Here is a 13874-nt window from a genome sequence, read left to right on the forward strand (position 1 = left end):
GGCTCGGTTTTTTTGAATTGGTGCCCAGAAGAAGACTCGAACTTCCACGACCTTGCGGTCACCAGCACCTGAAGCTGGCGTGTCTACCAATTTCACCATCTGGGCAGCATCAGCAGCGTGTACGCCGTTGATGGGGCGCACTATACGGCGATCGTTTTACTCTGTAAACCCCTGTTTTGATTTAATAATCAAACCCTGAAAATCCAAAAACCCGCTTTCGCGGGTTTTTGTGAGGCTTGAGACTGTTGTAGTCTGTCGCCTGAATTGGTGCCCAGAAGAAGACTCGAACTTCCACGACCTTGCGGTCACCAGCACCTGAAGCTGGCGTGTCTACCAATTTCACCATCTGGGCAGTATCGACAGGCATCAACCTGTCGATGGCGCGCACTATACGGAGCGTCTTTTAGGCTGTAAAGCCCGGCAGTGCAAAAAGCTCGAAAAAAATCGCGGACGGCGTGTTTCGGGTGTTTCAGCGGAGTCCAAGAGGCTTTTTGTCCAGAGGATTGAGCGTGAAATTTCCCGTTTCATGAGGTCTATGCCAAACTAACCCCTATATATACAAGGTGAAAACTATCTAATGGCCGATTGGCAGTCCCTCGATCCCGAGGCCGCTCGTGAAGCGGAAAAATACGAAAACCCTATTCCCAGTCGCGAGCTGATCTTGCAGCACCTTGCCGAGCGCGGTTCGCCGGCCAGTCGCGAGCAACTGGTCGAAGAGTTCGGCCTGACCACCGAAGATCAATTCGAGGCTCTGCGCCGCCGCCTGCGGGCGATGGAACGTGACGCCCAGTTGATCTACACGCGTCGCGGCACTTATGCACCGGTAGACAAGCTTGACCTGATCCTGGGTCGCATCTCCGGGCATCGTGATGGCTTCGGCTTTCTGGTGCCGGACGACGGCTCCGACGACCTGTTCATGAGCCCGGCGCAAATGCGCCTGGTGTTCGATGGTGACCGGGCACTGGCCCGTGTTTCCGGTCTTGACCGTCGCGGCCGCCGCGAAGGTGTGATCGTCGAAGTGATCTCGCGTGCTCACGAAAGCATCGTGGGTCGCTATTTCGAAGAAAGCGGCATCGGCTTCGTGGTGCCCGACAACCCGAAAATCCAGCAGGAAGTGCTGGTGACGCCGGGTCGTAACAACGGCGCCAAGATCGGCCAGTTCGTCGAGGTGAAAATCACCCATTGGCCGACGCCGCGCTTCCAGCCGCAAGGTGACGTGATCGAAGTGGTGGGCAACTACATGGCGCCCGGCATGGAGATCGATGTAGCGCTGCGTACCTACGACATTCCGCACGTGTGGCCCGAAGCTGTCCTCAAGGAAGCTGCCAAGCTCAAGCCGGAAGTCGAAGAGAAGGACAAGGAACACCGCGTCGATCTGCGCCATCTGCCGTTCGTGACCATTGACGGCGAAGATGCTCGTGACTTCGACGATGCGGTCTACTGCGAAGCCAAGCCGGGCAAACTGCGTTTGTTCTCCGGTGGCTGGAAGCTCTACGTGGCGATTGCCGACGTATCGAGCTACGTGAAGATCGGCTCGGCGCTGGATGCTGAATCCCAGGTGCGCGGCAACTCGGTGTATTTCCCCGAGCGCGTCGTGCCCATGCTGCCTGAGCAATTGTCCAACGGCCTGTGCTCGCTGAACCCGCATGTCGATCGTCTGGCCATGGTCTGCGAGATGACCATCTCCAAGACCGGCGAGATGACTGACTACGTGTTCTACGAAGGCATCATCCACTCCCACGCTCGCCTGACCTACAACAAGGTCAGCACGATTCTGGAGCAGCCGAAAACCGCCGAGGCGAAAAGCCTGCGCGGCGAATACGGCGATGTGGTGCCGCACCTCAAACAGCTTTATGCCATGTACAAGGTATTGCTGGGCGCGCGTCATGTGCGTGGTGCGATCGATTTTGAAACTCAGGAAACCCGGATCATCTTCGGTTCCGAGCGCAAGATTGCCGAAATCCGTCCGACCACCCGTAATGATGCCCACAAGCTGATCGAGGAATGCATGCTGGCTGCCAACGTGGCCACCGCGCAGTTCCTGAAGAAGCACGAAATTCCTGCGTTGTACCGCGTTCACGATGGTCCGCCACCAGAGCGCCTGGAAAAACTACGTGCGTTCCTCGGCGAGCTGGGTCTGACGTTGCACAAAGGCAAGGAAGGCCCGACACCGAAGGATTATCAGGCGCTGCTTGAAACCGTTCGCGATCGTCCTGACTACCACCTGATCCAGACCGTGATGCTGCGTTCGTTGAGCCAGGCGGTCTACAGCTCGGACAACAACGGTCACTTCGGTCTGAATTACGAAGCGTACACGCACTTCACGTCGCCTATCCGTCGTTATCCGGACCTGCTGACCCATCGCGCGATTCGCAGTGTCATTCGCTCCAAGCAGGATACGCCGCATGTTCGTCGTGCCGGCGCGGCCACGATTCCGAAAGCGCGCATCTACCCGTACGACGACGCGCTGCTCGACCAGTTGGGCGAACAATGTTCGATGAGCGAGCGCCGTGCCGACGAGGCCACGCGCGACGTGGTCAACTGGCTCAAGTGCGAATACATGAAGGATCGCGTCGGCGAGTCGTTCCCGGGCGTGATCACCGCTGTAACCGGCTTTGGTCTGTTCGTCGAGCTGACCGACATCTATGTCGAAGGTCTGGTCCACGTCACGGCTCTGCCGGGCGATTACTACCATTTCGATCCGCTGCATCACCGCCTTGCCGGCGAGCGTACCGGGCGTAACTTCCGCTTGGGCGACACCGTTGAAGTGCGGGTCATGCGCGTCGATCTGGACGAACGCAAGATCGATTTCGAGATATCCGAAGCGGCAGCGGCTGCGAAGCCGACGGCTCGCAAGCGTCGTGGTAATGACACCGCGGCACCTGCTGCCACAGCCACGGCTGAAAAGGACAAGGCGCCTGCCAAGTCCGGACGCCGTAGCGCTTCGACCAAGGACAGCAGTCCCGAAGCGTATCGCCCGAGCGATGCTGCCGCGAAAAACGCAGAAGTGCGTAAAAGCCGCGAGCTGAAAAAAGCGCTTCTGGCAGACGCGAAGGGTGGTAGCAAGGCATCGTCGGGAAAGTCTGACAGGTCGGGCTCTGCGCCTTCATCGGGCAAGCCGGCCAGCAAACACCGTAAAGGCTCGTCAAAAACGGGCTCCGCGCCAGCTGCGAAAAGCAGTGGCGCTCGTAAACCCAAGGCCAAGTCATGAGTCAGCTGGAAAAAATCTACGGCGTTCACGCCGTAGAAGCGTTACTTCGTCATCATCCGAAACGCGTCAAGCATATCTGGCTGGCCGAGGGTCGTAATGACCCTCGCGTCCAGACGCTGGTGGCGCTGGCAGCCGAGAATCGCGTGACTATCGGTCAGGCCGAGCGCCGCGAAATGGATGCCTGGGTCGAAGGCGTGCATCAGGGCGTTGTTGCCGATGTCAGCCCGAGTCAGGTCTGGGGCGAGGCGATGCTCGACGAGCTGCTGGACCGCAGTGAAGGCTCGCCGCTGCTGTTGGTGCTGGACGGCGTGACCGATCCACACAACCTCGGCGCTTGCCTGCGTACCGCCGATGCGGCAGGTGCGCTGGCGGTCATCGTGCCCAAGGACAAGTCCGCAACCCTGACGCCAGCCGTGCGAAAGGTCGCCTGCGGTGCTGCCGAGGTTATCCCGCTTGTGGCAGTGACCAACCTGGCGCGTACGCTGGAAAAACTGCAGCAGCGCGGATTGTGGGTAGTGGGTACTGCGGGCGAGGCCGAGGTCGAGCTGTATCAGCAGGACCTGACCGGGCCGACCATCATTATCATGGGCGCGGAAGGCAAGGGCATGCGCCGCCTGACCCGTGAGCATTGTGATTATCTGGTGCGCCTGCCGATGGCGGGCAGTGTCAGCAGTCTCAATGTGTCGGTCGCGACCGGCGTGTGTCTGTTTGAAGCGCTGCGCCAGCGCAGTGTCAAGGCTGCCGGCAAAAAGGCCTGATTTCGGCGCCTGGCCAGAGCGAGCAGGTCGCGCCATGCGATCTGCTCATTAATTCACCAATTGCCTTGCGCCTCCCTCGACCCTTCTCTACAATTGCGCCCCTTGCTGTCACGGCAGGCGCGCATGTGCCTGTCCCTGAGCAAGACCAACAGTGTCATTCACTCCTTGTCTGACCGCTATTTGAGCGGCAGGCTACAACCCGTAAGGAGCATTCATGCGTCATTACGAAATTATCTTTTTGGTCCACCCGGATCAAAGCGAGCAAGTCGGCGGCATGGTAGAGCGTTACACCAAGCTGATCGAAGAAGACGGCGGCAAAATCCACCGTCTGGAAGATTGGGGCCGTCGTCAACTGGCTTACGCAATCAACAATGTTCACAAGGCTCACTACGTGATGCTGAACGTTGAGTGCACTGGCAAGGCTCTGGCCGAGCTGGAAGACAACTTCCGTTACAACGATGCTGTGATCCGTAACCTGGTCATCCGTCGCGACGAAGCCGTAACCGGCCAGTCCGAGATGCTCAAGGCTGAAGAGAACCGCAGTGAGCGCCGTGAGCGTCGTGACCGTCCTGAGCACTCCGACAGCGCCGATGGCGATGACGGCGACAACAGCGACGTTAGCGATAACGCTGACGAGTAATCCACGGACCTTTTGAGGAGCCAATTACATGGCACGTTTCTTCCGTCGTCGTAAATTCTGCCGCTTCACCGCTGAAGACGTCAAAGAGATCGATTACAAAGATCTCAACACTCTGAAAGCCTACGTATCCGAGACCGGCAAAATCGTTCCAAGCCGTATCACTGGTACCAAAGCACGTTATCAGCGTCAGCTGGCCACCGCTATCAAGCGTGCCCGCTTCCTGGCCCTGCTGGCCTACACCGACAGCCACGGCCGCTGAGACCAGGTAGTCGACAAAACGTAACAAAGGATAGAAAGCATGCGTGCCCTGGCTGAATTCATCATGCGCGGCCGTATGCAGGCCACTCTCGTAGTGGCTGGATGTGCGGCATTGCCGCTGTTGTTCTGGTTGAGTGCTGCCGCAGGGTGCCTTGTGCTCCTGCGACGCGGGTTCAGTGATGCCGTTGGTGTCCTGTCCTGGGCTCTGCTGCCGGCTTTGGTCTGGTGGTATTTCGGTGAACCTCGCACAGCCATGGTGCTGGCGGGTTCACTGAGTTTGGCAATGGTTTTGCGTGCCAGCGAGTCCTGGGTCCGTGTGCTGCTGGTCAGCGTGGCGTTGGGTGTGGTGTATGCAGTAATTCTGGGCACGGTTTTTCGCGAACCTCTGGAAGCAATGTCGCAGGAGTTGCAGAAACATCTGCCGACAATGCTGGCCGGGCTCTACGAGCAGTTGAACGTAGAAGAGCGAGCGCGTCTGGGGGCACTGATTGCACCCGTCCTGAATGGCCTGATAGCGGCTGTGCTGCAAATCGTCAGTGTGCTGTGCCTGATTCTTGGGCGGTACTGGCAAGCGATGATGTACAACCCTGGTGGTTTCGGGCGTGAGTTTCGCGCCGTGAAACTCCCGCTGGTGCCGGCGTTGGTGCTGGTGGTGTGCATGCTGGTGGGGCCGAATTTCGGTCCGCAGATAGCGATGCTTACACCACTGTGCAGCGTACCGCTGGTCTTTGCGGGCCTGGCCCTGATTCACGGACTGGTCGCTGAAAAGCGTCTGTCCAGGTTCTGGCTGGTGGGGATGTACATCACGCTGCTGGTGTTCATGCAGCTGATTTATCCGTTGCTCGTGGTAATTGCCATTGTCGACAGCCTGATTGATTTTCGCGGTCGCCGGAGCTCGAAAGATTCCGGCAATGGTCCTGCGAACGGTGAAGGTTAAAAGTTAAGAGGATTTCCACATGCAACTGATCCTTCTGGAAAAAGTCGCCAACCTGGGCAACCTGGGCGACAAAGTAAACGTTAAGGCCGGCTACGGTCGTAACTACCTGCTGCCTTACGGCAAAGCAACCGCTGCAACCGCTGCCAACGTGGCTGCGTTTGAAGAGCGTCGTGCCGAGCTGGAAAAACTGGCTGCAGACAAGAAAGCATCTGCCGAAACTCGCGCTGCCCAACTGGCTGAGCTGGAAGTGACTATCACTGCCACCGCTGGTGACGAAGGCAAGCTGTTCGGTTCGATCGGCACCCATGACATCGCTGATGCACTGACCGCCTCTGGCGTTGAAGTTGCAAAAAGCGAAGTTCGTCTGCCGAACGGCACTATCCGCAACGTTGGTGAATTCGACGTAGCCGTGCACCTGCACAGCGACGTAGAAGCGACCGTACGCGTTGTCGTAGTGGCTGCTTAAGCAACACGTAATCGTCTGGTGACATTGTCGTCAGAGGATTAACATCGGGCACGATCCTGTTTACAGGTCGTGCCCTTTGTCTTTGTGCCATCCCCATTCTGCAAACCTCGAATTGAAGTGGCCATGAACGATATTTCCGCCCCCGAACAATACGATCTGCAAACCGCTGCCCTGAAGGTGCCGCCACATTCCATCGAGGCCGAACAGGCTGTACTCGGTGGACTGATGCTGGACAACAACGCCTGGGAGCGGGTGCTCGATCAAGTTTCCGATGGTGATTTCTATCGACATGACCACCGCCTGATATTCCGCGCCATCGCCCGGTTGGCCGATCAGAACAGCCCGATTGACGTGGTCACCCTGGCTGAACAGCTGGACAAGGAAGGGCAGACCTCGCAAGTGGGCGGGCTGGGCTACCTCAGTGAGCTCGCAAAAAACACGCCTTCTGTCGCCAACATCAAGGCCTACGCGCAGATCGTCCGGGCCCGGGCCACGCTGCGGCAATTGATCGGCATCAGTACCGAAATCGCCGACAGTGCGTTCAACCCCGAAGGCCGGACCGCTGAAGAGATTCTTGACGAGGCTGAACGGCAGATCTTCCAGATCGCCGAAGCGCGTCCCAAGACCGGCGGTCCGGTCAGCGTCAACGACCTGCTGACCAAGGCCATCGACCGTATCGACACGCTGTTCAACAGCGACAACGCCATTACCGGCCTGTCGACCGGGTATACCGATCTCGATGAAAAGACCAGCGGACTGCAACCCTCCGACCTGATCATCGTTGCCGGACGTCCGTCGATGGGTAAGACCACCTTCGCCATGAACCTGGTCGAGAACGCGGTGCTGCGCAGTGACAAGGTGGTGCTGGTCTACTCGCTGGAGATGCCAGGCGAATCGTTGATCATGCGTATGTTGTCCTCGCTGGGGCGCATCGACCAGACCAAGGTGCGGGCCGGCCAGCTTGACGACGATGACTGGCCGCGCCTGACATCGGCGGTCAATCTGCTCAATGACCGCAAGCTGTTCATCGATGACACGGCCGGTATCAGCCCGTCTGAAATGCGTGCGCGGACACGGCGGATCGTGCGTGAGCATGGCGACATCGCCATGATCATGATCGACTACCTGCAACTGATGCAGATCCCCGGTTCCAGCGGTGACAACCGTACTAACGAGATTTCCGAGATCTCGCGCTCGTTGAAAGCACTGGCCAAGGAATTCAACTGCCCGGTGATTGCCCTGTCGCAGCTCAACCGCTCCCTTGAGCAGCGTCCCAACAAGCGCCCGATCAACTCTGACCTCCGTGAATCCGGAGCGATCGAGCAGGACGCCGACGTCATCATGTTCGTTTACCGGGACGAGGTGTATCACCCGGAAACCGAGCACAAGGGGATTGCCGAGATCATCATCGGCAAGCAGCGTAACGGCCCCATCGGCACCACGCGTCTGGCGTTCATCGGTAAATACACGCGCTTCGAGAACCTGGCGCCGGGCAGTTACAACTTTGACGACGATTGACTTCGGGTCGAGCCGATCAAATCCGACCACCGTGGTCGGATTTGATCAAAAAATGTGCTATATTCCGCGCCCGCGATTTTTCCAACGTGCAAACGTAGGTCCTGAACATGCAATCAGCCAAGCCGTTATTTGACTATCCCAAGTACTGGGCCGAATGTTTCGGACCAGCACCTTTCCTGCCCATGAGCCGGGAAGAAATGGATCTGCTTGGCTGGGATTCCTGCGACATCATCATCGTTACCGGCGATGCGTACGTGGATCACCCGTCTTTCGGCATGGCGATCATCGGTCGTCTGCTCGAGTCCCAGGGCTTTCGGGTCGGGATCATTGCGCAGCCCAACTGGCAGTCCAAAGACGACTTCATGAAGCTCGGCGAGCCGAATCTTTTTTTCGGTGTCGCTGCCGGCAACATGGACTCGATGATCAACCGCTATACCGCGGACAAGAAGATTCGCTCCGATGACGCCTATACCCCGGGCGGCATGGCCGGCAAGCGTCCGGACCGCGCAAGTCTGGTCTACAGCCAGCGCTGCAAGGAAGCCTACAAGCATGTACCAATCGTGCTGGGTGGTATCGAAGCTTCGTTGCGCCGCATTGCGCACTATGACTACTGGCAGGACAAGGTTCGCAACTCGATCCTGATCGACGCCTGCGCCGACATCCTGCTGTACGGCAACGCCGAGCGTGCGATTGTCGAAGTTGCCCAGCGTCTGTCCTACGGCCACAAGATCGAAGACATCACCGACGTGCGCGGTACGGCGTTCATTCGTCGTGACACGCCGCAGGGCTGGTATGAGGTCGATTCCACGCGTATCGACCGTCCGGGCAAGGTCGACAAGATCATCAACCCGTACGTCAACACCCAGGACACCGAGGCCTGCGCCATCGAGCAGGAAAAAGGCAACGTCGAGGACCCCAACGAAGCCAAGGTGGTGCAGATTCTTGCCAGCCCGCGCATGACCCGTGACAAGACGGTCATCCGTCTGCCATCGGTAGAAAAGGTCCGTAACGACGCTGTGCTGTATGCCCACGCCAACCGCGTGTTGCACCTTGAAACCAATCCGGGCAACGCTCGCGCGCTGGTGCAGAAGCATGGCGAGGTGGACGTCTGGTTCAACCCACCGCCCATTCCGATGACCACTGAAGAAATGGACTACGTGTTTGGCATGCCTTACGCGCGCGTCCCGCATCCTGCGTACGGCAAGGAAAAGATCCCCGCCTACGACATGATTCGCTTCTCGGTGAACATCATGCGTGGCTGCTTCGGTGGCTGTACCTTCTGCTCGATCACCGAGCACGAAGGGCGGATCATTCAGAACCGCTCCGAAGAGTCGATCATTCGCGAAATCGAAGAGATCCGCGACAAGGTGCCAGGCTTTACCGGGGTCATTTCCGACTTGGGCGGGCCGACCGCGAACATGTATCGCATCGCCTGCAAAAGCCCGGAGATCGAGTCGGCCTGCCGCAAGCCGTCCTGCGTATTCCCGGGTATCTGCCCGAACCTGAATACCGATCACTCGTCGCTGATCCAGCTGTATCGCAGCGCGCGCGCCTTGCCGGGCGTGAAAAAGATCCTGATCGCCTCTGGCCTGCGCTACGACCTCGCGGTCGAGTCGCCGGAGTACGTCAAGGAACTGGTTACTCACCACGTAGGTGGTTACCTGAAGATCGCCCCGGAACACACCGAGGAAGGTCCGCTCAATCAGATGATGAAGCCGGGCATTGGCAGCTATGACAAGTTCAAGCGCATGTTCGAGAAGTACACCAAGGAAGCCGGCAAGGAGCAGTACCTGATTCCTTACTTCATCGCCGCCCACCCGGGCACCACTGATGAAGACATGATGAACCTGGCGCTGTGGCTCAAGGGCAATGGTTTCCGCGCGGACCAGGTGCAGGCGTTCTACCCGTCGCCGATGGCCACGGCCACGGCCATGTACCACTCGGGCAAGAATCCGCTGCGCAAGGTCACCTACAAGAGCGATGCGGTCACCATCGTGAAGAGCGAAGCGCAGCGTCGTCTGCACAAGGCTTTCCTGCGCTATCACGACCCGAAAGGCTGGCCGATGCTGCGCGAGGCACTGGAGCGCATGGGTCGTGCCGATCTGATCGGGCCGGGCAAGGATCAACTGATCCCGTTGCATCAGCCGGTTACTGACAGCTACCAGAGTGCGCGCCGCAAGAACTCGACGCCGGCGGGCAGCCACAAGGTTGCGAAAACTGCCAAGACCACGCTGATTCAGACCCAGCACACCGGCCTGCCGCCACGTGGAAGCGATGGCAGCAAGCCGTGGGACAAGCGCGAAGAGGCCAAGGCTGCCGCAATGGCGCGCAACAAGCAGGCCGCCAAGGAGCGCATGGATGCAGCCAAAGGCAAAGGCACCAAACCGCCCAAGCGCAAGCCAGTGGTGCCACGCTAACAGCGCCGTCTGCTTTTAGAGGGGCGGACGCAGAGCGTCCAGAACGGCATGCCCACGCGGAGCATGGGCACGATAGTTGAGATCATCGTTCCTCACGCTCCAGCGTGGGAATGCCGTTCGTGACGCTCCGCGTCACACCACTTGCGCCGCTCTATCCATCAACGCCACCCACCCACACCGCTCACAATTCTTCACCCCCCATTCGATCCCTCTGCCACACTGTCTGCCTTATTACTGTGCGACCCTTGCACCGTTGGCTTCGGCCGGCACGATTTTGGTGCTGCGCCTGTTCAGGCGGGGAATGCCACTCTTGTTGGCGCACGACTTTGACCGGATGGCATAAGTCTTGCGCGGCTCAATTACCGTTCAGGCTCGCAGGAGGCACGCCGTGTCGATTCATATTGCCTTGCACCATGTCACGCACTATCGCTACGACCGCGCGGTCGAACTGGGTCCTCAGATCGTTCGCCTGCGCCCGGCCGCCCATAGCCGCACACGCGTGCTGTCGTATTCGCTGAAAGTCCTGCCTGAAAACCATTTCATCAACTGGCAGCAGGACCCTCAAGGCAATTACCTGGCGCGCCTGGTCTTCCCGGAAAAGACCGATGAATTCCGCGTCGAAGTCGATCTGGTCGCCGAGATGGCGGTGTTCAATCCGTTCGACTTCTTCCTCGAGCCCTACGCCGAGAACATCCCGTTCACCTACGCCAGCGAAGAGCAGCGCGAGCTGGCGCCGTACCTCGAAAAACTGCCGCTGACCCCGAGGTTTCAGGCGTACCTGGACAGCATCAGTCGCGAGCCGATTCCGGCCATCGACTTTCTGGTCGGCCTCAACCAGCGCCTGAGCCAGGACGTCGCTTACCTGATCCGCATGGAACCGGGCGTTCAGACCCCGGAATTCACCCTGCAAAACGCATCGGGCTCGTGCCGTGACTCCGCGTGGCTGCTGGTGCAGCTGTTGCGTCATCTGGGCATGGCGGCGCGGTTCGTGTCGGGCTACCTCATCCAGCTCAAGGCCGATGTCGAGGCGCTCGACGGGCCGTCGGGTACGGATGTCGACTTCACCGACCTGCACGCCTGGTGCGAGGTCTATCTGCCGGGCGCGGGCTGGGTCGGGCTGGATGCCACTTCCGGTCTGTTCGCTGGCGAAGGACACATTCCTCTGGCGTGCAGCCCCGAGCCTTCCTCTGCAGCGCCGATCAGTGGACTGGTCGAGCCATGCGAAACCGATTTCAGCCACGAAATGTCGGTCGAGCGCATCTGGGAGGCGCCGCGCGTCACCAAGCCTTACACCGAAGCTCAATGGCAGGACATACAGGCCCTGGGCCGACAGATCGACGCCGATCTGCTGCGCGACGATGTGCGGTTGACCATGGGCGGCGAGCCGACCTTCGTGTCCATCGACGACCGTGATGGCGCTGAATGGAACACCGCTGCGCTGGGGCCGCGCAAGCGTGAGCTGTCCGCCGAGCTGTTCCAGCGCATGCGCGGGCATTACGCGCCGCTGGGCATCGTGCATTTCGGGCAAGGCAAATGGTATCCGGGTGAGCAGTTGCCGCGCTGGTCGCTGAACTGCTTCTGGCGCAAGGACGGCCAGCCGGTGTGGCGCAATAACACGCTGATCGCCGATGAGACTCGTGACTACGGCGCTACCGGCGAACTGGCGGGGCGTTTTCTGGCCAGTGTTGCCGAGCGCCTGAAGCTGCCGGCGCGCTTCGTTTTCCCGGCTTACGAAGACAATTTCTACTACTTATGGCGCGAAGGCGCGTTGCCGGTCAACGTCACGGCCGAAGATTCGCGACTTGGCGACGAGCTGGAGCGTGCCCGTCTGCGCAAGGTCTTCGCCCAAGGGCTGGACAAGATGATCGGTCAGGTCCTGCCGCTGGCTCGCAACGCGGACGGTGACAGCTGGCAGAGTGGCCGCTGGTACCTGCGTGACGAGCATTGCCGTCTGGTGCCAGGGGATTCTGCGCTGGGCTATCGATTGCCGCTGGCGTCGCAGCCTTGGGTCAAGGCGGCAGAATACCCGTTCATTCACCCGACCGACCATAACCAGGACTTCCCCGAACTGGCCGACAGCGACTCGTTGACTTCGGTGCTCAAGTCCACAGACACGGACGCCGAGCGCGCGCCGAAGATCGATGAGTCGGCCGACTGGCTGACCCGCACGGCGTTGTGTGCCGAAGCGCGGGAAGGGCGGCTGTACCTGTTCATGCCGCCGCTGCAAAAGCTTGAGGAATACCTTGAGCTGGTGGCCGTGATCGAAGCGGCTGCAGAAGAACTGCAGTGTCCGGTCCTGCTGGAAGGCTACGAGCCGCCAAGCGATCCGCGGCTGTGCAATTTCCGGATCACCCCGGACCCTGGTGTGATTGAGGTCAACGTGCAGCCTTCGGCGAGCTGGGACGAACTGGTCGAGCGTACCGAGTTTCTCTATGAACAGGCGCGCCTTACGCGTCTGACCACCGAGAAGTTCATGATCGACGGCCGTCACACCGGCACCGGCGGGGGCAACCATTTCGTCCTGGGCGGCGCGACGCCGGCGGACTCGCCATTTCTGCGGCGTCCGGACCTGCTGCGCAGCCTGATCAGCTACTGGCACAACCATCCTTCGCTGTCGTACCTGTTTTCCGGCCTGTTCATCGGCCCGACGTCCCAGGCCCCGCGCATCGACGAGGCGCGCAACGACTCGCTCTACGAGATGGAAATCGCTTTTGCGCAGATGCCGGCGCCAGGCGAGGAGGTTGCGCCGTGGGTGGTGGACCGTCTGCTGCGTAACCTGCTGATCGACGTCACCGGCAATACCCACCGGGCCGAGTTCTGCATCGACAAGCTTTACTCGCCCGATGGTGCAACCGGACGGCTGGGGCTGCTGGAGCTGCGTGCGTTCGAGATGCCGCCGCATGCACGCATGAGCCTGGCGCAGCAGTTGTTGCTGCGCGCGCTGGTGGCGCGCTTCTGGCGTGAACCCTATGCACCCGCCAAGCTGGCGCGCTGGGGCACGCAACTGCATGACCGCTTCATGCTGCCGCACTTCATCGAGCAGGATTTTGCCGATGTGGTCGCCGACCTCAACGCGGCAGGCTACCCGGTGCAGGCCGACTGGTTCTCTGCGCACCTGGAATTCCGCTTTCCGAAAGTGGGCGATTACGCCGTCAACGGTATCGAACTGGAACTGCGTCAGGCGCTTGAGCCTTGGCATGTCCTGGGTGAAGAGGGCTCGGCCGGTGGCGCGGTGCGCTACGTCGATTCCTCGCTTGAGCGTCTGCAAGTGCATGTCCGCGGGTTGCCGCCGCAGCGCTACGTGCTGACCTGTAACGGCGTGGCAGTGCCTTTGCAGCCGACCGGGCGGGCCGGTGAGTTCGTTGCCGGTGTGCGTTATCGCGCCTGGCAGCCGGCCAACTGCCTGCAACCGACCATCGGCGTGCACGCGCCGCTGGTTTTCGATCTGCTCGACACCTGGATGCACCGCTCGCTGGGTGGCTGCGAGTATCATGTCGCCCATCCGGGCGGCCGTAATTACGAAACTTTGCCGGTCAACGCCAACGAAGCGGAAAGCCGTCGCCTGTCACGTTTCTTCCGCATCGGCCATACCCCCGGCAAACTGGACGTTCCGTCGCTCAACATTAACGACGAGCTGCCGATGACGCTGGATATGCGTCTGCAATAAAA

The 13874-nt window shown here is 59.9% G+C and carries 9 protein-coding genes and 2 tRNA genes; 9 read left to right on the forward strand and 2 right to left on the reverse strand.

Going from position 1 to position 13874, the window contains the following annotated elements; all coding sequences use genetic code 11:
• Nucleotides 1-18 precede the first annotated feature (18 nt).
• Nucleotides 19-105: transfer RNA gene (locus JOE39_RS22480), tRNA-Leu, on the reverse strand.
• A gap of 160 nt (nt 106-265) precedes the next feature.
• Nucleotides 266-352: transfer RNA gene (locus JOE39_RS22485), tRNA-Leu, on the reverse strand.
• Nucleotides 353-577: 225 nt separating this feature from the next.
• On the opposite strand from JOE39_RS22485, the gene rnr reads away from it, so the two are divergent.
• The 9 genes from rnr to JOE39_RS22530 all read left to right on the forward strand — a co-directional run bounded on the left by rnr (nt 578) and on the right by JOE39_RS22530 (nt 13872).
• Nucleotides 578-3211, forward strand: coding sequence for a ribonuclease R (gene rnr / locus JOE39_RS22490; protein WP_003393525.1), 2634 nt, complete (start codon nt 578-580; stop codon nt 3209-3211).
• Nucleotides 3208-3969, forward strand: a complete 762-nt coding sequence (gene rlmB, locus JOE39_RS22495; protein WP_003317206.1) for a 23S rRNA (guanosine(2251)-2'-O)-methyltransferase RlmB — start codon at nt 3208-3210, stop codon at nt 3967-3969. The genes rnr and rlmB overlap by 4 nt, the downstream gene beginning before the upstream one ends.
• Before the next feature lie 214 nt (nt 3970-4183).
• Nucleotides 4184-4609, forward strand: coding sequence for a 30S ribosomal protein S6 (gene rpsF / locus JOE39_RS22500; RefSeq protein ID WP_002551828.1), 426 nt, complete (start codon nt 4184-4186; stop codon nt 4607-4609).
• A gap of 28 nt (nt 4610-4637) precedes the next feature.
• Nucleotides 4638-4868, forward strand: coding sequence for a 30S ribosomal protein S18 (rpsR, locus tag JOE39_RS22505; protein WP_002551829.1), 231 nt, complete (start codon nt 4638-4640; stop codon nt 4866-4868).
• 39 nt (nt 4869-4907) lie between these two features.
• Complete coding sequence (locus JOE39_RS22510; RefSeq protein ID WP_003422339.1) at nt 4908-5804, forward strand: hypothetical protein; 897 nt, start codon at nt 4908-4910, stop codon at nt 5802-5804.
• A 19-nt stretch (nt 5805-5823) separates the two neighbouring features.
• A complete protein-coding gene (gene rplI / locus JOE39_RS22515; protein ID WP_003317208.1) occupies nt 5824-6270 on the forward strand; it encodes a 50S ribosomal protein L9 in 447 nt (148 codons plus the stop codon).
• 123 nt (nt 6271-6393) lie between these two features.
• The gene (gene dnaB / locus JOE39_RS22520; RefSeq protein ID WP_003317209.1) at nt 6394-7788 is read left to right on the forward strand and encodes a replicative DNA helicase; all 1395 of its coding nucleotides are present in this window, start codon (nt 6394-6396) and stop codon (nt 7786-7788) included.
• A gap of 107 nt (nt 7789-7895) precedes the next feature.
• Nucleotides 7896-10205: a YgiQ family radical SAM protein gene (locus JOE39_RS22525; RefSeq protein WP_003422338.1), complete on the forward strand. Its 2310-nt coding sequence runs from the start codon at nt 7896-7898 to the stop codon at nt 10203-10205.
• A 388-nt stretch (nt 10206-10593) separates the two neighbouring features.
• Nucleotides 10594-13872: a transglutaminase family protein gene (locus tag JOE39_RS22530; RefSeq protein WP_024663833.1), complete on the forward strand. Its 3279-nt coding sequence runs from the start codon at nt 10594-10596 to the stop codon at nt 13870-13872.
• The last annotated feature ends 2 nt before the right edge of the window (nt 13873-13874 follow it).

Origin of the sequence: Pseudomonas sp. PvP100, assembly GCF_017833055.1 — a bacterium.
Classification (GTDB): domain Bacteria; phylum Pseudomonadota; class Gammaproteobacteria; order Pseudomonadales; family Pseudomonadaceae; genus Aquipseudomonas; species Aquipseudomonas syringae.